The organism is Kitasatospora sp. NPDC022856 (assembly GCF_055561235.1).
Genome location: NZ_JBVHHE010000009.1, coordinates 138,290 through 161,875 on the forward strand (window position 1 = coordinate 138,290; position 23,586 = coordinate 161,875).

The 23,586-nt window shown below is 72.9% G+C and carries 20 protein-coding genes; 17 read left to right on the forward strand and 3 right to left on the reverse strand.

All coding sequences use genetic code 11. The features are described from left to right. Positions 1-209: 209 nt before the first annotated feature. The 4 genes from ACZ34W_RS13640 to ACZ34W_RS13655 all read left to right on the forward strand — a co-directional run bounded on the left by ACZ34W_RS13640 (position 210) and on the right by ACZ34W_RS13655 (position 4,592). Positions 210-917, forward strand: a complete 708-nt coding sequence (locus ACZ34W_RS13640; RefSeq protein ID WP_329486810.1) for an MBL fold metallo-hydrolase — start codon at positions 210-212, stop codon at positions 915-917. A gap of 11 nt (positions 918-928) precedes the next feature. After that, on the forward strand, positions 929-2,191 hold the full coding sequence (gene hisS, locus ACZ34W_RS13645; protein ID WP_329486809.1) for a histidine--tRNA ligase: 1,263 nt from the start codon (positions 929-931) through the stop codon (positions 2,189-2,191). Then, positions 2,188-3,993: an aspartate--tRNA ligase gene (gene aspS / locus ACZ34W_RS13650; RefSeq protein ID WP_352293289.1), complete on the forward strand. Its 1,806-nt coding sequence runs from the start codon at positions 2,188-2,190 to the stop codon at positions 3,991-3,993. The genes hisS and aspS overlap by 4 nt, the downstream gene beginning before the upstream one ends. Before the next feature lie 92 nt (positions 3,994-4,085). Beyond that, the gene (locus tag ACZ34W_RS13655) at positions 4,086-4,592 is read left to right on the forward strand and encodes a GNAT family N-acetyltransferase (RefSeq protein WP_329486807.1); all 507 of its coding nucleotides are present in this window, start codon (positions 4,086-4,088) and stop codon (positions 4,590-4,592) included. 46 nt (positions 4,593-4,638) lie between these two features. Here the strand turns inward: ACZ34W_RS13655 and ACZ34W_RS13660 are convergent, their stop codons facing one another. After that, the gene (locus ACZ34W_RS13660) at positions 4,639-5,565 is read right to left on the reverse strand and encodes a LysR family transcriptional regulator (protein WP_465603762.1); all 927 of its coding nucleotides are present in this window, start codon (positions 5,563-5,565) and stop codon (positions 4,639-4,641) included. Positions 5,566-5,856: 291 nt separating this feature from the next. Between ACZ34W_RS13660 and ppk2 the strand changes: the two genes are divergently transcribed. The 3 genes from ppk2 (at position 5,857) to rpsD (ending at position 8,977) form a co-directional block, all read left to right on the forward strand. Continuing rightward, complete coding sequence (gene ppk2 / locus ACZ34W_RS13665) at positions 5,857-6,612, forward strand: polyphosphate kinase 2 (protein ID WP_442906936.1); 756 nt, start codon at positions 5,857-5,859, stop codon at positions 6,610-6,612. Between the two features lie 83 nt (positions 6,613-6,695). Then, positions 6,696-8,045 (forward strand): replication-associated recombination protein A, encoded by a 1,350-nt coding sequence (locus ACZ34W_RS13670; RefSeq protein ID WP_329486804.1) that lies wholly within the window; start codon positions 6,696-6,698, stop codon positions 8,043-8,045. Positions 8,046-8,362: 317 nt separating this feature from the next. Then, positions 8,363-8,977, forward strand: a complete 615-nt coding sequence (gene rpsD / locus ACZ34W_RS13675) for a 30S ribosomal protein S4 (protein WP_063346792.1) — start codon at positions 8,363-8,365, stop codon at positions 8,975-8,977. Between the two features lie 94 nt (positions 8,978-9,071). Here the strand turns inward: rpsD and ACZ34W_RS13680 are convergent, their stop codons facing one another. Continuing rightward, a complete protein-coding gene (locus ACZ34W_RS13680; protein ID WP_329486803.1) occupies positions 9,072-9,395 on the reverse strand; it encodes a tetratricopeptide repeat protein in 324 nt (107 codons plus the stop codon). Between the two features lie 71 nt (positions 9,396-9,466). Beyond that, the gene (locus tag ACZ34W_RS13685) at positions 9,467-11,620 is read right to left on the reverse strand and encodes an ATP-binding protein (RefSeq protein WP_465603766.1); all 2,154 of its coding nucleotides are present in this window, start codon (positions 11,618-11,620) and stop codon (positions 9,467-9,469) included. Positions 11,621-11,938: 318 nt separating this feature from the next. Here ACZ34W_RS13685 and ACZ34W_RS13690 point away from each other — a divergent pair, with 318 nt between their 5' ends. From ACZ34W_RS13690 to aroB, 10 genes are all read left to right on the forward strand, one after another. Further along, positions 11,939-12,415 (forward strand): DUF948 domain-containing protein, encoded by a 477-nt coding sequence (locus tag ACZ34W_RS13690; protein WP_329486801.1) that lies wholly within the window; start codon positions 11,939-11,941, stop codon positions 12,413-12,415. 4 nt (positions 12,416-12,419) lie between these two features. Beyond that, positions 12,420-12,857: a DUF6167 family protein gene (locus tag ACZ34W_RS13695; protein ID WP_329486800.1), complete on the forward strand. Its 438-nt coding sequence runs from the start codon at positions 12,420-12,422 to the stop codon at positions 12,855-12,857. After that, positions 12,857-15,526, forward strand: coding sequence for an alanine--tRNA ligase (gene alaS, locus ACZ34W_RS13700; RefSeq protein WP_465603769.1), 2,670 nt, complete (start codon positions 12,857-12,859; stop codon positions 15,524-15,526). The genes ACZ34W_RS13695 and alaS overlap by 1 nt, the downstream gene beginning before the upstream one ends. Further along, positions 15,526-16,008, forward strand: coding sequence for a Holliday junction resolvase RuvX (gene ruvX, locus ACZ34W_RS13705; RefSeq protein ID WP_329486798.1), 483 nt, complete (start codon positions 15,526-15,528; stop codon positions 16,006-16,008). The genes alaS and ruvX overlap by 1 nt, the downstream gene beginning before the upstream one ends. Positions 16,009-16,099: 91 nt before the next feature. Further along, complete coding sequence (gene mltG / locus ACZ34W_RS13710; protein ID WP_465603771.1) at positions 16,100-17,356, forward strand: endolytic transglycosylase MltG; 1,257 nt, start codon at positions 16,100-16,102, stop codon at positions 17,354-17,356. A 151-nt stretch (positions 17,357-17,507) separates the two neighbouring features. Beyond that, complete coding sequence (mltG, locus tag ACZ34W_RS13715) at positions 17,508-19,538, forward strand: endolytic transglycosylase MltG (RefSeq protein WP_465603773.1); 2,031 nt, start codon at positions 17,508-17,510, stop codon at positions 19,536-19,538. Positions 19,539-19,572: 34 nt separating this feature from the next. Beyond that, positions 19,573-20,403: a shikimate dehydrogenase gene (locus ACZ34W_RS13720; RefSeq protein WP_329486795.1), complete on the forward strand. Its 831-nt coding sequence runs from the start codon at positions 19,573-19,575 to the stop codon at positions 20,401-20,403. Positions 20,404-20,796: 393 nt separating this feature from the next. Continuing rightward, positions 20,797-21,981 carry a chorismate synthase gene (gene aroC, locus ACZ34W_RS13725; protein ID WP_329486794.1) on the forward strand — a complete coding sequence of 395 codons (1,185 nt, stop codon included), beginning with the start codon at positions 20,797-20,799 and terminating at the stop codon, positions 21,979-21,981. Further along, positions 21,978-22,499 carry a shikimate kinase gene (locus ACZ34W_RS13730; RefSeq protein ID WP_329486793.1) on the forward strand — a complete coding sequence of 174 codons (522 nt, stop codon included), beginning with the start codon at positions 21,978-21,980 and terminating at the stop codon, positions 22,497-22,499. The genes aroC and ACZ34W_RS13730 overlap by 4 nt, the downstream gene beginning before the upstream one ends. After that, the gene (gene aroB / locus ACZ34W_RS13735; RefSeq protein ID WP_329486792.1) at positions 22,492-23,580 is read left to right on the forward strand and encodes a 3-dehydroquinate synthase; all 1,089 of its coding nucleotides are present in this window, start codon (positions 22,492-22,494) and stop codon (positions 23,578-23,580) included. Before ACZ34W_RS13730 ends, aroB begins: the two co-directional genes overlap by 8 nt. Positions 23,581-23,586 lie beyond the last annotated feature (6 nt).

The following is a 23,586-nucleotide window of genomic DNA, read 5'->3' on the forward strand; positions in this document are numbered from 1 at the left end:
GGATGCTGGAGCGGATCATCGCATCCATCGGCGGCCAAGTGTAGGGACCGCGGCTGTAAGAACCCGGTGAACCCGTCGGGACGGAGTGGACCTGTCCCGCCTATCTGGTTCGCAACCGGACCCGGAGCGCCGGTAGGCTTCCGTTACATCTCATCGTGTAGCCGCATCCCGCAGCCGCCACGGCCGACCCGAATCACGAAGGACGCGCGTTGTTCATCGCCGGATTCCCCGCTGGAGCCTGGGGCACCAACTGCTACCTGGTCGCACCGGCCGCCGGCGAGGAGTGCGTCATCGTGGACCCGGGCCACCAGGCCGCCCGCGGCGTGGAGGAGCTGGTCCGCGAGCACCGGCTGAAGCCGGTCGCGGTGGTCCTCACCCACGGCCACATCGACCACGTCGCCTCGGTGGTCCCGGTCTGCGGCGCGCGCGGCGTCCCGGCCTGGATCCACCCCGAGGACCGCTACATGATGGCCGACCCGGAGAAGGCGCTCGGCCGCTCGCTCGGCACCCAGCTGATGGGCGAGCTCACCGTCGGCGAGCCCGACGACGTGCGCGAGCTCACCGACGGCAGCGTGCTGGAGCTGGCCGGCCTGAAGCTCACCGTCGACCACGCGCCCGGCCATACCAAGGGGTCGGTGACGTTCCGGACGCCCGGCGCCGAGGACCTCCCCCCGGTGCTGTTCTCGGGCGACCTGCTCTTCGCCGGCTCCATCGGGCGCACGGACCTCCCGGGCGGGGACGGCGACGCGATCCTGCGGTCGCTGGCCCGGGTGTGCCTGCCCCTCGACGACGCGACCGTGGTCCTCTCCGGCCACGGCGGACAGACCACCATCGGCCGCGAGCGCGCCACCAACCCCTACCTCCGACAGGCGGCGGGAGCGCTCGGCGCTCCGGCCTTCCCGCGACGAGGAATGTGACGGAAGAGAAGTTGAGCACCTTCACCGCCCCCAAGGGCACCTACGACCTGCTGCCCCCCAGCTCCGCGACCTTCCTGGCGATCCGCGAGCGGATCGCCGCGCCGGCCCGCCGGGCCGGCTACGGCTACATCGAGACCCCGGTCTTCGAGGACGTGAAGCTCTTCTCCCGCGGCGTCGGCGAGTCCACCGACATCGTCAGCAAGGAGATGTACAACCTCACCACCAAGGGCGGCGACGAGCTCGCGCTGCGCCCCGAGGGCACCGCCTCGGTGCTGCGCGCCGCGCTCCAGGCCAACCTGCACAAGCAGGGCAACCTGCCGGTCAAGCTCTGGTACTCCGGCTCCTACTACCGCTACGAGCGGGCGCAGAAGGGTCGCTACCGCCAGTTCTCGCAGGTCGGCGCCGAGGCGATCGGCGCCGAGGACCCGGCGCTGGACGCCGAGCTGATCATCCTGGCCGACGACGCCTTCCGCTCGCTGGGCCTGCGCGACTACTCGCTGCTGCTCAACAGCCTCGGCGACAAGCAGTGCCGCCCGGTCTACCGGGCCGCGCTGGTGGAGTTCCTGGCCGGCCTCGACCTGGACGACGACACCCGCCGCCGGGCCGAGATCAACCCGCTGCGCGTGCTGGACGACAAGCGCGAGTCGGTGCAGGCCCAGCTCGGCGGCGCGCCGATGCTGCGCGACTTCCTCTGCGAGGAGTGCAAGGCCTACGACGAGAAGGTCCGCGAGCTGCTGACCGCCAACGGGGTGGCCTTCACCGACGACCCCAAGCTGGTCCGCGGCCTGGACTACTACACCCGTACCACCTTCGAGTTCGTCCACAACGGCCTCGGCGCGCAGTCCGCGATCGGCGGCGGCGGCCGCTACGACGGGCTCTCCGAGATGATCGGCGGCCCCGCGCTGCCGTCCGTCGGCTGGGCCCTCGGGGTGGACCGCAGCTACCTGGCGATGGAGGCCGAGGGCGTCGTCCTCGACCTGCCGGCCGCCACCTCCGTCTACGCCGTCGCGCTCAGCGACCAGGCCAAGAACGTCCTCTTCGCCAAGGTGGTCGAACTGCGCCGCGCGGGCGTCGCCACCGACCTCGCCTTCGGCGTCAAGGGCATCAAGAACGCGATGAAGTCCGCGGACCGTTCCGGCGCCCGCTTCGCCGTGCTCGCCGGTGACCGGGACCTCGCCGACGGCGTCGTCCAGCTCAAGGACATGACCACCGGCGAGCAGAACCCCGTCGCCCTCGACGCTCTCGTCACCACCCTGAAGGAGAAGCAGCTGTGATCCGCACGCACGACGCGGGCACGCTCCGCCCGGAGCACGCAGGCACCACCGTCACCCTGGCCGGCTGGGTCGCCCGCCGCCGAGACCACGGCGGCGTGGCCTTCATCGACCTGCGGGACGCCTCCGGCACCGTGCAGATCGTGGTCCGCGACCTCGACTCGGTGCACGGCCTGCGTGCCGAGTACTGCGTCAAGGTCGTCGGCGACGTCCGCGTGCGGCCCGAGGGCAACGAGAACCCGGACATCCCGACCGGCGCCGTCGAGGTCGTGGTCAGCGAGATCGAGGTGCTCTCCGAGGCCGCCCCGCTGCCCTTCCCGGTCGCCGAGTACGAGCCCGGTACGGTCAACGAGGAGGTCCGCCTCCGCTACCGCTACCTGGACCTGCGCCGCGAGGGCCCGGCCAAGGGCCTGCGCCTGCGCTCCAAGGTCAGCAACATCATCCGCCGGGTGATGGAGGAGAACGACTACCTCGACATCGAGACGCCGTACCTCACCCGCTCCACCCCCGAGGGCGCCCGCGACTTCCTCGTCCCGGTCCGCCTGCAGCCCGGCCACTGGTACGCGCTGCCGCAGTCGCCCCAGCTGTTCAAGCAGCTGCTGATGGTGGCCGGCATGGAGCGGTACTACCAGATCGCGCGCTGCTTCCGCGACGAGGACTTCCGCGCCGACCGCCAGCCGGAGTTCACCCAGCTGGACATCGAGGCCTCCTTCGTCGACCAGGAGGACATCCTGGCCCTCGGCGAGAAGATCATCGGTGCGATCTGGCGCGACGTGCACGGGTACGAGATCCCCAACCCGCTGCCCCGGATGAGCTACGCGGACGCGATGGGCCGCTACGGCTCGGACAAGCCGGACGTCCGCTTCGGCCAGGAGCTCACGGACCTCACCGAGTACTTCAAGGGCACCTCGTTCCGCGTGTTCCAGGCCCCGTACGTCGGCGCCGTGGTCATGCCCGGCGGTGCCTCGCAGCCGCGCAAGCAGCTCGACGCCTGGCAGGACTGGGCCAAGGCGCGCGGCGCCCGGGGCCTCGCCTACGTGCTGATCGACGCCGAGACCGGCGAGCTGCGCGGCCCGGTCGCCAAGAACCTCTCCGAGGAGCACCTGGCAGGCCTGGCCGCCGCCGCCGGGGCCAAGAACGGTGACGCGATCTTCTTCGCGGCCGGCAAGGAGCGCCCCTCGCAGGAGCTGCTCGGCGCCGCCCGCCTGGAGATCGGCCGCCGCTGCGAGCTGATCGACGAGTCCCGCTGGGCCTTCCTCTGGGTCGTCGACTTCCCGATGTTCGAGCCGATCGAGGACGACAAGGGCGAGTTCCAGGGCTGGCACGCGGTGCACCACCCGTTCACCGCCCCGACCGCCGAGTCGCTCGCCACCTTCGACACCGACCCGGGTTCGGCGCTCTCCAACGCCTACGACCTGGTCCTCAACGGCTCGGAGCTGGGCGGCGGTTCGATCCGTATCCACCAGCGGGACGTGCAGAAGCGGGCGTTCGACGCGATCGGCCTCTCCGAGGAGGAGGCGGCCTCGCAGTTCGGCTTCCTGCTGGACGCCTTCAACTACGGCCCGCCGCCGCACGGCGGTGTCGCCTTCGGCCTGGACCGCGTCGTCACGCTGCTGGGCGGGTACGACACCATCCGCGACGTCATCGCGTTCCCGAAGACGTCCACCGGCGGTGACCCGCTGACCGGTGCCCCGACCCCGATCACCCCGGCGCAGCGTCGCGAGGCCGGCGTCGACGCCCAGCCGAAGGTCCGCGAGGACGCCAAGTCCTCCGAGGTCAAGCCCGAGGCCCAGCCCCAGGCCTGACGTCCAATCGGCTAATCTTTCACGGCCCCGGACGGCGCACCCGCCGTCCGGGGCCGGTCCACAACGGTGTGCGACGGAGAGAGGCTCCCCCCATGAAGGTCACCACCAGAATCGAGTGTCCCGAGGACGCACCCGCCACCAGACGGGTCCACATGGCGGCCTTCCCCGGCCCCGACGAGGCCGATCTGGTGGACGCGCTGCGCCGCGACCCCGCCTGGCTGCCCGAGCTGTCCGTGGTGGCGGTGGACGAGGCCGGGCTGGTGGTCGGCCACGCGCTGCTCACCCGGCTGGCGGTCGGCGACGGCCGGGGCCTGGCGCTCGCGCCCGTCGCGGTCGCCCCGGAGTGGCAGCGCAAGGGCGTCGGCGAGCTGGTCGTCCGGGCCGCGCTGACGGCCGCGGAGGAGGCGGCGGAGAAGCTCGTCGTCGTCCTCGGCGATCCGGACTACTACGGCAGGTTCGGCTTCGCGCCGGCGGGCCGGCACGAGGTCACCGGCCCGTTCGAGGTGCCGGAGGCCTACTTCCAGACACTCGCCCTGCCGGCCTACGACGGCGGTCCGCGCGGGCTCTGCCGCTACCCGGAGCCCTTCGAGGCGGTCTGACCCGGTCCGGCCCGCCCCCGTACGCGCCGGACCGGCTCCGTCCGGCTCACTCCGCCTGGCCCGGGACCGCCGGGCCGGCCGAGAACCCGACCGTGGCCCGGCAGCTGCGCACGAACGCGGCCATGGCGGGCGACAGTTCGCGGCCCATCGGCCAGTAGAGCCCGACCAGGCTCGGGCTGAGCCCCCGCACCGGCCGGTACGCGATGTCCTCCCGCGCCGCCAGCCTGCTCATCGCCTCCGGGGCGAAGCCGACGCCCTGACCGCACACCACCGCGGCCAGCCACTCGTCGGAGTTGTGCGCCACCGCGCCGATCCGCACCGGTCGCCCGCGCCGTTCCGGGACCGACAGCCAGTAGTCGCGCCAGTGCCCGGCCTCCAGCGGGATCGCGACGAAGGGCTCGTCCAGCAGGTCCTCGAACCGGATCACCTGGTGGCCCGCCAACCGGTGCCCGGCCGGCAGCGCCACACAGCGCGGCTCCTCGCCCAGCACCGCGACGTTGTACTGCTCGGAGAGCGACGGCGGGGCGTGCCAGAGCGTCAGGTCGATCTCCCCGGTGGCGAGCCCCGAGGTCGGGTCGAACCAGTTGTTCTGCCGCAGCTCCACCTGCCAGCCGGGCATCCGCCGGGCGAAGTCCGTCACCGTGCTGCGGGTCATCAGGTTGATGCTGCCGCCCTCGAAGCCCACCCGCAGCGTCGAGCCCTGCTCGGCCGCCGCCGCCCGGGTGGCGCGCAGCGCGTCGTCCCAGCCGGCCAGCATCGGCCCGGTGCGCTCGGCCAGGGCCCGGCCGGCGTGGGTGGGCGCCATGCCCCGGCGCGAGCGCTCGAACAGTTCCACCCCGAGCAGCGCCTCCAGCTGGCGGATCTGCTTGGTGAGGGTCGGCTGCGAGACGAACAGCCGGGCCGCGGCGGCCGTCAGCTGGCCCTCCTCGCAGACCGCGGCGAAGCTCCGCAGCAGTCGGGTGTCCACATCCATGCCCCAAGGTTATGGAACGGGATATTGGACCGGCCCGGCAGGTCTACGACAGGGTTGATCACTCGGCCCTCGCGGGCCGGCCACGGGGGAGTCCGGCAGCGGCGGTTCAGGGGGCCGCCGCTGCCGGGCCGGCGCCCCGGCCTGCGGGAACCCGGGGTTGCGCCTACGGTGAGTGCTCATCAGCCTTTGCCGAACGGAGGCACCCAGGTGGCAGCCAAGGCCGAGCGCGATCCCGGTACCGGCCCGGAGCACCGGCGGGAGCGGCTCGCGAAGAAGCCGTACGAGCGGGAGCTGCTGAGGCTCCAGAACGAGCTGGTGAAGCTCCAGGAGTGGGTGCGGGCCGAGGGCGCCCGGCTGGTGGTCGTCTTCGAGGGGCGCGACGCGGCCGGCAAGGGCGGCGCGATCAAGCGGGTGACGGAGTACCTGAACCCGCGCATCGCCCGGGTGGCGGCGCTGCCCACGCCCACCGAGCGCCAGCGGACCCAGTGGTACTTCCAGCGCTACGTCGAGCAGTTGCCGGCCGCGGGGGAGATCGTGCTGTTCGACCGCAGCTGGTACAACCGGGCCGGGGTCGAGCGGGTGATGGGCTTCTGCACGGACGAGCAGTACTGGCAGTTCCTGCACCAGTGCCCGATGTTCGAGCGGATGCTGATCGAGTCGGGCACCCTGCTGCGCAAGTACTGGTTCTCGGTCAGCGACACCGAGCAGCAGCGGCGGTTCCGGGACCGGCTGGAGGACCCGATGCGGCGGTGGAAGCTCTCGCCGATGGACGTCGAGTCGGTCAGCCGCTGGGAGGACTACTCGCGGGCCAAGGACGAGATGTTCGTCTACACCGACATCCCGGACTCGCCGTGGAACGTGGTGGAGAGCGACGACAAGCGGCGGGCCCGGATCAACATGATCGCCCACCTGCTCTCGACCGTCCCGTACCACGAGGTGGCCCCGCGGCGGATCGAGCTGCCGGCCCGCCCGGAGACGCGCGGCTACCAGCGGCCGCCGCGGGACCTGCAGAAGTACGTACCGGACCACTCGGCGCGGATCGGGTAGGCCCGGCCGCCCGGGAGCTCCGCGGGGCCGCCGGGGCGCGGCGGCCGGGCCGGGGTGTCGGTCGGCTCGCATAGGCTTCCGGTGTGGACGAACCGGACCTCTTCACCGCCGCCGCCGAGGAACGCCAGGCCAAGGAGCCCGGCCGGGCCCCGCTGGCCGTGCGGATGCGCCCGCGCACCCTGGACGAGGTCGCCGGGCAGCGGCAGCTGCTGAAGGCGGGCTCGCCGCTTCGCCGGCTGGTCTCGGGCTCGCGCGGCCCGGCGGCGACCAGTTCGGTGATCCTCTGGGGGCCGCCCGGTACCGGCAAGACCACCCTGGCGCACGTGATCAGCCAGTCCGTCGAGGGCCGCTTCGTGGAGCTGTCCGCGATCACCGCGGGCGTCAAGGAGGTCCGCGCGGTGATCGACGGCGCCCGCCGGGCGGTCGGCATGAACGGCAGGGAGACGGTGCTCTTCCTGGACGAGATCCACCGCTTCTCCAAGGCCCAGCAGGACTCGCTGCTGCCCGCCGTGGAGAACCGCTGGGTCACCCTGATCGCGGCCACCACCGAGAACCCGTACTTCTCGGTGATCTCCCCGCTGCTGTCGCGCTCGCTGCTGCTCACGCTGGAGTCGCTGACGGACGAGGACATCCGCGCCCTGCTGCACCGCGCGGTGGCCGACGAGCGCGGTCTGGAGGGCGCGCTGGAGCTCACCCCGGAGGCCGAGGACCACCTGGTCCGGCTGGCCGGCGGGGACGCCCGGCGGGCGCTCACCACGCTGGAGGCGGCCGCCGGGGCGGCGCTGGAGAAGGGCGAGGCGAGCATCACGCTGGCCACCACCGAGACGGCCGTGAACCAGGCCGCGGTGCGCTACGACAAGGACGGCGACCAGCACTACGACGTGGCCAGCGCGCTGATCAAATCGATCCGGGGCAGTGACGTGGACGCCACCCTGCACTACCTGGCCCGGATGATCGAGGCGGGGGAGGACCCGCGGTTCATCGCCCGGCGGCTGATGATCTCGGCCAGCGAGGACGTCGGCCTGGCCGACCCGACGGCGCTGGCCACGGCGGTCGCGGCGGCCCAGGCGGTGGCGCTGATCGGCTTCCCGGAGGCGCGGATCATCCTCTCCCAGGCGGCGATCGCGCTGGCGCTGGCGCCCAAGTCCAACGCCGCCTACCTGGCGATCGACGCGGCGCTGGCGGACGTCCGGCAGGGCCTGGCGGGCGCGGTGCCGCCGCACCTGCGGGACGCGCACTACGGCGGCGCGGGCAAGCTCGGGCACGGCCAGGGCTACCAGTACCCGCACGATCTGCCGGAGGGCATCGCGGCGCAGCAGTACGCGCCGGACGCCGTGCACGGCAAGGCGTACTACCGGCCGACCCGGCACGGCGGGGAGGCCCGGTACGCGGACATCGTGGAGTGGACCAGGGGTCGGCTCAAGGGCGAGTGATCGGCGGGTATACTCGTCCGGAGTGCCGTGTCCCGGGCGCGGCGGCAGGGGAGACCCTGACCGACCGGCCGCACCAGCGGGGCAATGGCCGTGGTCTCCTCCGGGAGGCCCCAGGAGCGTCGCGCACCGTTTCGGTGTCGCGTGCAGCCCACCAACCCAGGTTCGGTGGGCCACTCGTGTGCTTGCACATCCGTGCCCGGTCGTGGAGAGCGGCTGATCGCACTGCCCCCGGGCGGTGCGGTTGTCTCCGGACCGCGAGAAGCGACCTCCGTCAACACCTGGTGAAGCCGTATTCGTAAGCAAGGAAGGTTTGGTTCATGGCGAACCAGAAGCGTCCCAAGGTCAAGATCGCGCGTGCGCTCGGCGTGCCGCTGACCCCGAAGTCCGTCAAGTACTTCGAGGCCCGCCCGTACCCGCCCGGCCAGCACGGCCGTGGCCGCAAGCAGAACTCGGACTACAAGGTCCGTCTGCTCGAGAAGCAGCGTCTGCGCGCCCAGTACGACCTGAGCGAGAAGCAGATGGCGCGCGCGTTCGACCGCGCGAAGAAGGCCGAGGGCAAGACCGGTGAGGCGCTCGTCGCCGAGCTGGAGACCCGTCTGGACTCCCTGGTGCTGCGTTCGGGCATTGCCCGCACCATCTACCAGGCCCGTCAGATGGTCGTCCACGGTCACATCGAGGTCAACGGCGGCAAGGTCAACAAGCCGTCGTACCAGATGAAGCCGGGCTTCGTCGTGACCGTTCGCGAGCGCAGCAAGGAGAAGGTCCCGTTCCAGGTCGCCCGTGAGGGTGGCTACGCGGGCGAGGGCCAGACCCCGAAGTACCTCGAGGTCAACCTGAAGGCCCTGGCCTTCCGCCTGGACCGCGCGCCGCAGCGCAAGGAGGTCCCGGTGATCTGCGACGAGCAGCTCGTCGTCGAGTACTACTCGCGCTGACCCGCGAGCGGTACGCCTGCCGTACCCAGCGAGCCCCCGTCGCCTTTCGAGGCGGCGGGGGCTCGTCCCGTTCCCGGGTGCTCCCGGGTTGTGCTCAGTCGTCCTCGCCGGTCATCGCGGCGGCCAGCCGCAGGTGCGGGCGGGCCTCCTCGGCGCGGCCCTGGCGCTCCAGGGTCCGGCCCAGCATCAGCCGGGCGTAGTCCTCGGCCGGGTGGGCGTCCAGGATCCGGCGCAGCTCGGCCTCGGCGCGGGAGAGCTGGGCCGAGTGGAAGTAGCTGCGGGCCAGCAGCAGCCGGACGGACAGGTTGGCCGGCTCCTCGGCGAGGACGCCCTCCAGCATGCGGGCGGCGTCGGTGTACGCCTTGGAGTCGAAGTAGAACGTCGCGAGGCGGTACTCGTCGGCGGTGTTGGTGGCCACGATTGCTCCTTCCGGGCGTCCGCCCGGCGGGGGTGCCGGGAGGTGCCGACCGGTGTAGCAATGGACAAGATTCAACTATTCCTGGCCGGTGCGGGGTGCGGCGCCGGCGGCACCGGGAAGGGGTCCGGCAGCCGGCCCGGACCGCCCGCGCGGCCGTCGCCGCCGAGCGCCCGGTGGACGGCGGCGTCGAGGTCCAGCCGGGCACCGCGGTCGAAGCACTCGGTGAACTCCTGCTCGGTCAGCCCGGCCCTGGCCCGCTCCTCGCAGTGCCGGTGGGGGCCGTTGAAGGCGCGCGAGCCGAAGAACGGCTTGCCCACCGCCTGCCAGATCCGGTGCGCGGCGCCCTGCAGCACCCGGGCCTCGCGCAGGTCGCCCGGCCGGCCGGGCCCGGTGGGCTCGGTCTCCAGCAGCGCCAGCAGGTCGATCGCCAGCACGATGCCCAGCAGGTCGTGGAAGAGGTGGTTGAGCCGGACGCTCTCGCGGGCCCGCGCGCGGGCCAGCCGGACCTCGCCGTCCAGCCAGTGCGAGTACCCGAGCGCGTAGAGCCCGTAGGCGTACGCCCACTGCTCGCCGTGCTCCTCGCAGAGCTCGCGGACCTCGCCGAGCCAGAACTCGCCGCTGTCCTGGTCGCCCTGGAACAGGTAGGCGATGCCCAGCTCGAACATGGCCATCAGGACGTTGCTGTTGAGCTCGCCGATCGTCCGGTAGTGCCAGAGCGCCTCCTCGAAGAGCTCGGCGGCACGGGCCGGCTCGTCCCCGATCAGCGCGGCGCAGCCCTGCCGGTGGACGGCGTAGGCGAGCGCCCGGTCGTCGCCGGTGTCCAGCGCCTGGCGGCGGCACTCCTCCAGGGCCGGGCGGGCGGTGAGCAGGTCGCCCTGGAGGGTCGCCATGTACCCGGTGACCCAGAGCGCCTTGGCGCGGGCCTCGGTCGGCTCGGGGTCGAGGGCGAGCGCGCGGTCCAGCCAGTGCCGGCCCTCGCCGAGGTGGCCGCAGCCGACCCAGTAGAACCAGAGCGTGCTCGCCAGCAGCAGGGCGAGCTGCTCCTCGCCCGGTTCGGCCAGGCAGAACTCCAGCGCCGCGCGCAGGTTGGGGTGGGCGAGCTCGGTGCGCTCGGCGGTCTCCGCCTGCCGGGGGCCGAACCACTCGACCTCGCCCCAGGTGGCCACGCCCAGGTACCAGTCCCGGTGGCGGCGCCGCAGCCGCTGCTCCTCACCGGTCGAGCGCAGCCACCGCAGGCCGTACTCGCGCAGGGTGTCCAGCAGTCCGAACCTGACGCCGCCCCCCTCCTCGGCCGGCCGGCCGGGGGCCGACACCCGGAGCAGCACCGACTTGTTGATCAGCTCGGACACCAGGTCGAGCAGGTCGTCCGGTGCGATGCCGTCGCCGGCGCAGACGTACTCGGCGGCCTCCAGGTCGAAGCTCCCCGCGAAGACCGAGAGCCGGGCCCAGAGCAAACGTTCCTGCGGCGTGCAGAGTTCGTGACTCCACCCGATGGTCGTGCGAAGCGTCTGGTGGCGCGGCAGCGCCGTCCGGGCGCCGCCGGTGAGCACGCGGAACCGGTCGCCCAGCCGGGCGTCGATCTGCGCGACCGAGAGCGATCGCAGCCGGCCGGCCGCCAGCTCGACGGCCAGCGGGATGCCGTCCAGCCGGCGGCAGAGCTGGGCGATCCCCTCGGCGGAGGCCGCGGTGATCTCGAAGGAGGGCAGCACCGCCCGGGCCCGGTCGGCGAACAGCCGCACCGCGTCCGGCAGTACGCCGGGGCCGACCGGGCCCACCGGCAGCGGCGCCAGGACGAGCAGGTGCTCGCCCGGGGCGCGCAGCGCCGCCCGGCTGGTGGCCAGCACCCGCAGGCCGGGCAGTGCCCGCAGCAGGGCGTCGACCAGGTCCGCGCAGGCGTCCACCAGGTGCTCGCAGCCATCCAGCACGATCAGCGTCCGGCGCCCGGCGAGCTGCTCGGTCAGCACGTCCAGCGGCGGCCGGGGGGTGCCGTCGGTCAGCCGCAGCGCCTCCAGCACGGCGTGGCCGAGCAGCAGCGGGTCCTGCACGGGAGCGACCTCGACCAGCCAGGTGCCGTCCGGGAAGGCGCCGGCCGCCCGGGCCGCCGCGCGCAGGGCCAGTCGGCTCTTGCCCACGCCGCCCGGGCCGGTCACCGTGACCAGCCGCGCGGCGGCCAGCAGCCGGGCCAGCTCGGTCAGCTCCCGCTGCCGGCCGACGAAGCTGGTCACCTCGGCCGGAAGCCGGCCGGGCGCCGGCTCCCGCCGCGCCGCCCCCGCTCCGGGCCGTGCTGTCGGGTCCGCGGCCAAGCGCTGCTCCCGTCTCCGGGCCCGGACCGTCGCGGTTCGGGCATGCCCGCAGGCCGCCCCGGCGACGGCCCGTCCGGCAGAACGAGGTGACCGGCCGGTAGGTTACGCGCGCGGCTCGTACACCGGACCGGATCCGCGGGGACGGGCCCGGGGACGCCCCGGCCGATATCCGGTCCGGAAACCGGCCGTGGTCGCGATAGGGTCTCCTTCGGAGAACAGCAAGGCGAGGGAGCGCACAAGGTGTCCGTGGGAGAGCTGGCCGGCTTGCTCGTCGCCGTGTTCTGGGCGGTCCTGGTCACCCTGCTCGCCGTCGTGCTGGTGCACCTCTCGCGGGTGCTCAAGGAGGCCGCCGTCCTGGTCTCCGCCGTGACCGAGCAGGCCGTGCCGCTGCTGACCGAGGCCGGAGCCGCCGTGCGCAGCGCCAACGAGCAGCTGGAGCGGGTCGACGAGATCACCGCCAACGTCCAGGACGCCGCCGCCAACGCCCAGGCGCTCTCCTCCACCGTCGCGGCCACCCTGGGCGGGCCGCTGGTCAAGGTCGCGGCCTTCAGCTACGGCGTCCGCAAGGCCGTCGCCAAGCAGAACGGCACCGTGACGCTGCCCACCCAGCCGAGCGAGCGCGAGGAGCTGGCCCGGCTGATCCGGGCCGAGGTGCGCGCCGCGACGACGGCCAAGAGCGGCCTGCTCGCCCGGGTCCGGCGCGCGGTGAGGGGCTGACGGCATGGTGCGACGCATCTTCTGGATGGCGGTCGGCGCCGGTGCCACCGTCTGGGCCATGAACAAGGCCAACGAGGCCGTGCACCGGCTCACCCCGGACAGCCTCTCCGGCACCGCCGCGCGCGGCGCGCTGCACCTGGGCGACGCGGCCAAGCGGTTCGCCCAGGACGTGAAGGCGGGCATGGCCGAGCGCGAGGAGCAGCTGCGCGAGGACCTCGGACTGGACGGCACCGCCGTCGTCGAGCCCCGGCGCCGGGTCCTGCGCGGCGAGCCGCAGTACCGAGCTATCTCGGCGGCGCCCGGCAGCCCGGCCGCCGCCCTGCCTCCGTCCAGCAGCGCCCGCGCATCGTCCGACGGTGCGCGCACCACCCCAGCCATCGAAAAGACGCCCGGCCGCGCACTGCCGCAGCCGGGCGGTACCCCGAACCGGAAGGACCACTAATGGAGTCGGCAGAGATCCGCCGCCGCTGGCTGCGCTTCTTCGAGGAGCGCGGCCACACCGTCGTTCCGTCGGCGTCCCTGGTCGCCGACGACCCCACCCTGCTGCTGGTCAACGCCGGCATGGTGCCCTTCAAGCCGTACTTCCTCGGCGAGGTCAAGCCGCAGTTCTCCCGGGCCACCAGCGTCCAGAAGTGCGTGCGCACCCTGGACATCGAGGAGGTCGGGAAGACCACCCGGCACGGCTCCTTCTTCCAGATGTGCGGCAACTTCTCCTTCGGCGACTACTTCAAGGAAGGGGCCATCAAGTTCGCGTGGGAGCTGCTCACCACTCCCGTCGCGGACGGCGGCTACGGCCTGGAGAAGGAGAAGCTCTGGATCACCGTCTACAAGGACGACGACGAGGCCGAGCAGATCTGGCGCGACGTCATCGGCGTGCCCTCCGAGCGCATCCAGCGCCTCGGCATGAAGGACAACTTCTGGTCGATGGGCGTCCCCGGCCCGTGCGGCCCGTGCTCGGAGATCAACTACGACCGCGGCCCCGCGTACGGCGAGGAGGGCGGCCCCGCCGTCAACGGCGAGCGCTACCTGGAGATCTGGAACCTGGTCTTCATGCAGTACGAGCGCGGCCACGGTGACGGCAAGGACGGTTTCGAGATCCTCGGCGACCTGCCGAGCAAGAACATCGACACCGGCCTCGGCCTGGAGCGCCTCGCCGCCATCCTGCAGGGCGTCGACAACCTCTTCGAGATCGACACCAGCCGGATGATCCTCGACCGCGCCGCCGAGCTGACCGGTCACACCTACGGCGCCGACCACAAGTCGGACGTCTCGCTGCGCGTGGTCACCGACCACATCCGCACCGCGCTGATGCTGATCGGCGACGGTGTCACCCCCGGCAACGAGGGCCGCGGCTACGTGCTGCGCCGCATCCTGCGCCGCGCCATCCGCAACATGCGCCTGCTGGGCGCCACCGGCCAGGTCGCGAAGGACCTGACCGACGTCGCGATCAAGGCGATGGCCCCGCAGTACCCGGAGCTGGAGGCCGACCGCAAGCGCATCGAGACGGTCGTCAGCGGCGAGGAGGCGGCCTTCCTGCAGACCCTGAAGGCCGGCACCACCCTGCTGGACACCGCGGTCACCGAGACCAAGCAGTCCGGCGGCGCGGTGCTCTCCGGCGAGCAGGCGTTCAAGCTGCACGACACCTACGGGTTCCCGATCGACCTGACCCTGGAGATGGCCGAGGAGCAGGGCCTCCAGGTCGACGAGGCCGGCTTCCGCCGCCTCATGCAGGAGCAGCGGGACCGTGCCAAGGCCGACGCCAAGGCCAAGAAGATGGGCCACGCCGACGTCGCCGCGTACCGCGAGGTCGCCGACAAGTCCGGCGCCAGCGTCTTCACCGGCTACAACCTCACCGAGGGCGAGGCCACCGTGGTCGGCCTGCTGGTGGACGGCGTCCCGGCGCCGGCCGCGAGCGAGGGCGACGAGGTCGAGATCATCCTCGACCGCACCCCGTTCTACGCCGAGGGCGGCGGCCAGCTCGCCGACCACGGCCGGATCCGGCTGGACTCCGGCGCCGTGGTGGAGATCCGCGACGTGCAGCAGCCCGTCCCGGGCGTGACGGTGCACTCCGGCGGCGTGCTGTTCGGTGAGGTCGTGCTCGGCGCCTCGGCGTACGCCACCATCGACATCGAGCGCCGCCGTGCCATCGCCCGCGCCCACTCGGCCACCCACCTGACCCACCAGGCGCTGCGCGACGCGCTCGGCCCGACGGCCGCCCAGGCCGGCTCCGAGAACGCCCCCGGCCGCTTCCGCTTCGACTTCGGCTCGCCCGCCGCCGTGCCCGGCAGCGTGCTGGTCGACGTCGAGCAGAAGATCAACGACGTGCTGACCCGCGAGCTGGACGTGACCGCCGAGGTCATGACGATGGACCAGGCCCGCAAGGCCGGCGCCATCGCGATGTTCGGCGAGAAGTACGGCGACTCGGTCCGCGTCGTCACCATCGGGGACTTCTCCAAGGAGCTCTGCGGTGGCACGCACGTCGGCAACACCGCCCAGCTGGGCCTGGTGAAGCTGCTCGGCGAGTCCTCGATCGGCTCCGGCGTGCGCCGGGTCGAGGCGCTGGTCGGCGTGGACGCCTACAAGTTCCTCGCCCGTGAGCACACCGTGGTCGCCCAGCTGACCGAGCTGGTCAAGGGCCGCCCGGAGGAGCTGCCGGAGAAGATCTCGGGCATGCTCGCCAAGCTCAAGGACGCCGAGAAGGAGATCGAGCGCTTCCGCGCCGAGAAGGTGCTGGCCGCCGCCGCGGGTCTGGCCGACTCCGCCGAGGACGTCCAGGGCATCGCCGTGGTGGCCGCCCGGGTCGCCGACGGCACCGGCGCCGACGAGCTGCGCAAGCTCGTCCTGGACGTGCGCGGCCGGCTCGGCTCGCGGCCGGCCGTGGTCGCCGCCTTCACGGTGGCCAACGACCGCCCGCTGACCGTGATCGCCACCAACGAGGACGCGCGCGGGCGCGGCATCAAGGCCGGCGAGCTGGTCCGGGTCGCCGCCAAGACCCTCGGCGGCGGCGGTGGCGGCAAGGACGACGTCGCCCAGGGCGGCGGCTCCGACGCGGGCGCGGTCGGCGAGGCCATCGCCGCGGTGCGCGGTCTGGTCGCGGAGCGCGCCAGCTGATGGACCAGGAGGAGAGGCCGCCCTTCCGCCGCGGGCGGCGGATCGCCGTCGACGTCGGTGACGCTCGGATCGGGGTCGCGTCCTGCGACCCCGACGGGGTGCTCGCCACGCCGGTGGAGACCGTCCCCGCCGGGGTGAAGTCGCAGGCCAGGATCGCCGCCATCGCCGACGAGTACCAGGCGATCGAGGTGATCGTCGGCCTGCCGCGCTCGCTCAGCGGCAAGGAGGGCCCGGCGGCGGAGAAGGTCCGCGGGTACGCCACCCGGCTGGCCAACCGGCTCTACCCGGTGCCGGTCCGGCTGGTCGACGAGCGGATGTCCACCGTCACGGCCACCCACGGGCTGCGCGCCTCCGGGGTCAAGGCCAAGAAGGGCCGCTCGGTGGTCGACCAGGCCGCCGCGGTGGTGATCCTGCAGACCGCCCTTGAGTCCGAACGGGTGAGCGGACGCCCGCCCGGTGAGAGCGTCGAGGCGGCCGGCTGACCGGTCTGATCTAACGTCCCGGTGAAGGGGCCCGTGCGGACGCGTCCGCACGGGCCCCTTCTGCTCGTTCCGGGACCGCCGAGGGGGCGCAATGACCGACCAGGACTTCACGCCCGGGCTCACACCCGGCCACCTCGGTGCGCCGGTGCTCGAACCCGAGGGCCGTCCGCCGGGTGCGCCCCGTCCTCGCCACGATGCGCCGGATCCGCACCGCCGGCGCAACGGGCTCGCCTGCGGGCTGACCGCGCTGGCCCTGGTGGTCGTCTTCGGCGGGGCCGGTCTGACCGGGTACACCTGGCTGCAGGGACAGCAGAAGCCGCCGGCCGCCGCCGACTACCACGGGGCGGGCACCGGCGAGGTCCAGGTCTCGGTGCCCGAGGGCGCCGGGCTCACCCAGATCGCCTCCGCGCTGGTGCGCAACGGCGTGGTGGCCAGCTCGCTGGCCTTCACCCGGGCGGCCAAGGGCAGCGCGGCCGCCGCCGGGCGGATCCAGCCCGGCACCTACACGCTGAAGCAGAAGATGTCGGCGGCCGCCGCGCTGGCGATCCTGGTCGACCCCGCCAACGCCAACGGCCTGACCATCCCCGAGGGCTGGCGCGGCAGCCAGATCTACACGGCGATCGACAAGAAGCTGGACCTGCCCGAGGGCACCACGCAGCGGGCCGCCCAGGAGCAGGGCGCCGAGCTGGGGCTGCCGGAGTTCGCCAAGGGCAGCCCGGAGGGGTACCTCTTCCCCGCGACGTACAGCGTGACCGACGGGACCACCGCGGTGGACCTGCTGAAGCAGATGGTGGAGCGGGCCGGCAAGGAGTTCGCCCGGGACGACGCGGAGGTCGTCGCGCAGAACCTCGGGCAGAGCCTGTACGGGCTGGTGACCATCGCCAGCATGGTGCAGGGCGAGGCGGACAACACCGAGGACATGGCCAAGGTGGCCAGGGTGATCTACAACCGGCTGGCCAAGAACATGCCGCTGCAACTGGACTCCACGATCAACTACGCGCTCGGGCGCTCGACGCTGAACACCACCGTCACGGAGACCAAGCTGGACTCCCCGTACAACACGTATCTGCACACCGGACTGCCGCCGACGCCGATCGGCAACCCCGGGCGGCAGGCGATCATGGCGGCGGTGGACCCGGCGCAGGGGGACTGGCTCTACTTCGTCACCGTGAAGCCGGGGGACACCCGGTTCACCGACAGTTTCGACGTGCAGCAGCGCAACGTGGCCGAGTTCAACGCCGCCCGGGCCGCGCAGCCGAGCCCGTCGGCGAGCGGTTCGGGCGGTGCCTCCGCGGGGGCGGGCGGCAGTCAGCCGACGGGTGCGCCGACCGCTCCGGGCGGGCAGTGAGGGCACATCGCCCCTGCCGGAGGCCAGGCTGCGGTACGGTAACGTCTCCCTCCAGGCGCTGCAGTAGCACGCCGGTTCGAGAATCAGCCGGGACGCCGTCCCGGACGGCCGGTCCGATCCTCCGGCCGTCTCCGTCGGTGTAAGGGGATCAATGACCGATCTGGGTCGGGGCTACGGCCCCCAGGGCTCCGAGCCGTGGCACCCCGGTGACCCCGGGTACGGCGGCCAGCAGCCGGTCCCCGGGCCGACGGACGACCAGTGGCAGCAGCCCCAGCAGTACGGCGGTCAGGCTTTCGTCGACCAGCAGGGGTACCCGCAGCAGATGCAGCAGGCGGCGCAGCAGGGTTACCCCCAGCAGGGCTACCCGCAGCAGGCCTACCCGGGCGGCCAGCCCCAGCAGCCCCAGCAGTACGGGGGACAGCAGTTCGCGCGGGGGCAGCAGCAGGCCCAGCAGTACGGCGGTCAGGCCTTCGGCGACCAGCAGGGGTACCCGCAGCAGGGGCACGGCGGGGGCCAGGGCTTCCCGGGTGGGCAGGGGTACCAGGACCAGCAGCAGGGATACCCGCAGCAGGGGTTCCCCGGGCAGCAGCAGAGCGCCCCCGGGTACCAGGGGCAGCAGCAGGGGTACTCGCAGCAGGGCATGCCGCAGCAGGGGATGCCGCAGTCGGGCATGCCGCAGTCGGGTATGAACCAGCAGGGCGCGCCCCAGTCCGAGATGCCGCAGCAGGGCGCGTCCCAGCCCGGGATGCCGCAGCAGGGCGCGTCCCAGCCCGGGATGCCGCAGCAGCCCGGTCAGCAGCGGGTGCCGGGCGAGCAGGCTCCGGGCGGGCAGGTGCCGGGCGGGCGGGCCTCGCGACGCCGGCGGCCCGAGCCCGAGCGGCCCGCCGGTCCCGGCCCGGACGGCATCGACTGGGAGGCGGAGGCCGCCGCGCTGGAGGCCGGTGGCCGGCCGGCGGAGGCCGAGCCCGAGCAGGCCGAGGTCGAGTGGGACGAGCACCAGGACGACTACGCCGAGGACGGCGGGGACGACCAGAACGGTTTCCTCGGCGAGGAGGACAACTCCCGCGAGGGCAAGAAGAAGCGCAAGGAGAAGGGCAAGAAGTCCGGCCGCCGCAACGGTGGCGCCTGCCTGCTGGTCGCGCTGGTGATGGTCGGCGGCGTGGCCGGCGCGGGCTGGTGGGGGTACGGCTTCTACCAGGACCACTTCGGGCCGCCCCCGGACTTCACCGGCCAGGGCAGCGGCTCGGTCATGGTGGAGATCAAGAAGGGTGCCGTCGGGGCCGAGATGGGCAAGACGCTCAAGGAGGCCGGCGTGGTCAAGAGCATCGAGGCCTTCACCCAGGCGTGCGGGAAGAACCCGAAGTGCACCACCATCCAGTACGGCACCTACACCATGCCCAAGGAGATGTCGGCCGAGGCCGCCGTCACCAACCTGGTGGAGGCGAACGGCGGTGAGAAGCTGATCGTCCAGGAGGGGCTGACGGCCGCCGCCACCTACGCCAAGATCGACGACAAGCTGCAGCTGGCCAAGGGCACCACGGCCGAGGTGGCCAAGGCGCAGCTGGGCAGCCTCGGTCTGCCCGCGTACGCCAACGGCAACATCGAGGGCTTCCTCTGGCCGGCCCGCTACTCGATCGCCTCGGGCATGAAGCCCGAGGACCTGCTCAAGCAGATGGTGAAGAACGCCGTCGACCGCTACGCGGGGCTGGACGCGGAGGCCGCCAAGATCGGCCTCAAGACCGGCTACGAGGTGGTCATCGAGGCGAGCATCCTCCAGGCCGAGGGCAACAACCCCGACGACTTCGCCAAGATGGCCCGGACGATCCAGAACCGGCTGGCCGACACGGGCAAGATCGACGGCAAGCTCGGCATGGACACCACGCTGCAGTACTCGCTGGGCCGCAAGGTGCTGGACAAGAAGGACATCAACGACGCCTCCAACAAGTACAACACCTACATCAACGCGGGCCTGCCGCCCGGGCCGATCTCCAACCCGGGTGACGCGGCGCTCAAGGCGGTGCTGAACCCGGCGGACGGCAAGTGGCTGTACTTCATCGCGATGGACCCGAAGAACACCCGCTTCTCGGAGACGGACAAGCAGTTCGCGGCCGATGTCGAGGAGTACTGCAAGGCGGCCGGCCAGGGCTTCGACAAGGTGGCCGTCCACTGCACCACCAAGTAGCCCTGAGGGGCCAGTAGTTCACGGAGTAACAGCGTTGACCAGCAAGTACCGGGCCGCCGTCCTCGGCTCGCCGATCGCCCACTCGCTCTCGCCGCACCTGCACCGCGCCGCCTTCGCGGCGCTCGGGCTGGACGGCTGGCGCTACGACGCCTTCGAGGTGGACGAGGCCGGGCTGCCCGGCTTCCTCGCCGGGCTGGACGCGGAGCGGTGGGCGGGCCTGTCGCTCACCATGCCGCTGAAGCGGGCGGTCATCCCGCTGCTCGACGAGGTGAGCGCGACCGCGCGCTCGGTCGACGCGGTGAACACGGTGGTCTTCACCGCCGACGGGCGGCGCACCGGGGACAACACCGACATCCCGGGCCTCGTCAACGCCCTGCGCGAGCGCGGCATCACCGAAGTGGCGGGGGCGGCGGTGCTGGGTGCCGGGGCCACCGCCTCGTCGGCGCTGGCGGCGCTGGCCCAGATCTGCACCGGCGAGGTGACGGTCTACGTCCGCAGCGCCGAGCGGGCCCGGGAGATGGCCGAGCTGGGCGAGCGCCTTGGGGTGACCGTGCGGACCGCCGACTGGGAGCGGGGGGCGGAGGCGCTCGCGCAGCCGCTCACCGTGTCGACCACGCCCGCGGGGGCGACGGACGCGTTCGCCGCCGGGCTGCCCGCCGCGCCCGGTGCGCTGTTCGACGTGCTCTACCACCCGTGGCCGACGGCGCTGGCCGCCGCCTGCGCCGAGCGCGGCGCCGCCGTGCTGGGCGGCCTGGACCTGCTCGTCCACCAGGCGGTCCTGCAGAACGAGCGGTTCACCGGCCGCGCGCCCGGGCCGCTGGCGGCCATCCGGGCCGCGGGTGAGGCGGCGCTCGCCGGTCGCTGACGCGGTGTGCGCGGGGTGGCGGGCGGTGCCGCCCGGGCATGTCGTGCCGGGGTGGCGTGTCGTGCCGGATCGGCGTGCTGTGTCACGTCGGCGTGTCGTGCCGGAAGGGCGTGCTGTGCCACCCTGGCGCGTCGTGCCGGTCGGACCTGACAAGCCCGTCCAGCGTGTCGTGCCACCCCGGCGCGCCGTGCCGCGGCGAGGGGTCCGGCCGCGCTCCCGGCGGGGCCCGGGTGCTCCGCCGTCCACCGCGTCCGAGGGTCGACCGGTTGCTGTCCGTCACCCGGACTCTGCTCCCGGGCATGCCGACGGCATGAAAGGATCCAGGGACAGAGGAAGCACGCCCGGGCGGGTCATGGCAAGTGCCGTGACCGGTCCGCTGATGAAGGAGCTCCGTTGGGTACGTTGCGCTGGCTGACGGCGGGGGAGTCGCACGGTCCGGCACTGGTCGCGACGCTGGAGGGCCTGCCCGCCGGTGTTCCGGTGACCACCGCGGTGGTGGCCGAGGCGCTGGCGCGCCGACGGCTGGGCTACGGCCGTGGCGCCCGGATGAAGTTCGAGCAGGACGAGGTGACCTTCCTCGGCGGCGTGCGGCACGGCGAGACCATGGGCAGCCCGGTGGCCGTGATGGTCGGCAACACCGAGTGGCCGAAGTGGGAGCAGGTCATGTCGGCCGATCCGGTCGACCCGGAGGTGCTGGCGGGGCTGGCCCGCAACGAGGCGCTGACCCGCCCCCGGCCGGGCCACGCGGACCTGGCGGGCATGCAGAAGTACTCGATCGAGGAGGCCCGGCCGATCCTGGAGCGCGCGAGCGCCCGGGAGACGGCGGCCCGGGTCGCGCTGGGCGCGGTCGCGCGCGCCTACCTCAAGGAGACCTGCGGGATCGAGATCGTCAGCCATGTGGTGGAGCTGGCGGGCGCCAAGGCCCCCGCCGGGGTGCTGCCGCTGCCCTCCGACGAGGCGCGCCTCGACGAGGACCCGGTGCGCTGCCTGGACGCCGACGCGTCGAAGGCGATGGTCGCGGAGATCGACCAGGCCCACAAGGACGGCGACACCCTGGGCGGGGTCGTCGAGGTGCTGGCCTACGGCGTGCCGGTCGGCCTCGGCTCGCACGTGCACTGGGACCGCCGGCTGGACGCGCGGCTGGCCGCCGCGCTGATGGGGATCCAGGCGATCAAGGGCGTCGAGGTCGGCGACGGCTTCGAGCTGGCCCGGGTGCCGGGTTCGCAGGCGCACGACGAGATCGTGCCGACCCCGGAGGGCGTCAAGCGGACGTCGGGCCGGTCGGGCGGTACCGAGGGCGGCCTGTCGACGGGTGAGCTGCTCCGGGTGCGGGCGGCGATGAAGCCGATCGCGACCGTGCCGCGCGCGCTGCAGACGCTGGACGTGCGGACGGGCGAGCCGGCCAAGGCCCACCACCAGCGCTCCGACGTGTGCGCGGTGCCCGCGGCGGGGATCGTCGCCGAGGCGATGGTCGCGCTGGTGCTGGCGGACGCGGTGAACGAGAAGTTCGGTGGCGACCACGTCAGCGAGACCCGCCGCAACGTCCAGGGGTACCTGGACAACCTGATCGTCCGATGAGCGCACCCCTGGTGGTGCTGGTCGGCCCGCCCGGCAGTGGCAAGTCCACCGTCGGACGGGACCTCGCCCAGCGCCTGGGCGTCGCCTTCCGGGACACCGACGCCGATGTCGAACGGTCGGCCGGCAAGCCGATCCCGGAGATCTTCATCGACGAGGGCGAGCCGCACTTCCGCGAGCTGGAGGCGGCCGCGGTGCGCAGCGCCGCCCGGGACCACGACGGCGTGCTGGCGCTGGGGGGCGGTGCGGTGATGGCCGAGGCCACCAGGGCACTGCTGCGCGAGCTGCCGGTGGTGTTCCTGGAGGTCCCGCCGGCGGACGCCGTCCGGAGGGTGGGGCTGGACGCGCCGCGGCCGCTGCTCGCGGTCAACCCGCGGGCGCGTTGGCGTGAGTTGATGGAAGCGCGTCGGCCCCTGTACCTGGAGGTGGCCACCGCCGTCGTCGACACCGCGGGCCGCACCCCCGGGCAGGTCGCGGACGCCGTAATGGAAGCACTGGAGCTGAAGACCCCCCATGAGTGACATCGTCAGGATTCACGTCGGCGGCAGCGCGGGCCACGACCCGTACGACGTGCTGATCGGACACCAGCTGCTCGGCGAGTTGGGGCAGCTGATCGGGACCCGCGCCAAGCGGGTCGCGCTGATCCACCCCGAAGGACTGGCCGCCACGGCCGACGCCATCCGCGAGGACCTGCTGGGCGAGGGCTACGAGGCGATCGTCCTCCAGGTGCCCAACGCCGAGGACGCCAAGAGCGCCGAGGTCGCCGCGTACTGCTGGTCGGTGCTCGGCCAGACCGGCTTCACCCGCAGCGACGTGATCGTCGGCCTCGGCGGCGGCACCACCACCGACCTGGCCGGCTTCGTCGCGGCCACCTGGCTGCGTGGGGTGCGCTGGGTCTCCATGCCCACCACGCTGCTCGGCATGGTGGACGCGGCGGTGGGCGGCAAGACCGGCATCAACATCGCCGAGGGCAAGAACATGGTCGGCGCCTTCCACCCGCCGGTGGGCGTGCTGGCGGACCTCGACACCCTGGAGACGGTGCCCCGGCACGACTACGTCTCCGGTCTCGCCGAGGTCATCAAGTGCGGTTTCATCGCCGACCCGGTCATCCTGGACCTCATCGAGGCGGACCCGGAGGGCGCCAGGAGCCCCGCCGGGCCGCACACCGTCGAGCTGATCCGGCGGGCCGTGCAGGTCAAGGCGGACGTGGTCTCCGGGGACCTCAAGGAGTCCGGCCAGCGCGAGATCCTCAACTACGGCCACACCCTCGGCCACGCCATCGAGCGCAACGAGCGCTACAAGTGGCGGCACGGCGCGGCGATCTCGATCGGGATGGTCTTCGCCGCCGAACTCGGCCGCCTGGCCGGCCGGCTGGACGACGAGACGGCCGACCGGCACCGCACCGTGCTGGCCTCGGTCGGCCTGCCGCTGAGCTACCGCGCGGACGCCTGGCCGAAGCTGCTGGACGCCATGAAGATCGACAAGAAGTCGCGCGGAGACCTGCTGCGCTTCATCGTCCTGGACGGCCTCGGCCGGACCTCCATGCTGGAGGGCCCCGACCCGTCCCTGCTGGTCGCCGCCTACGCGGAGGTCTCCTCGTGACCCGGG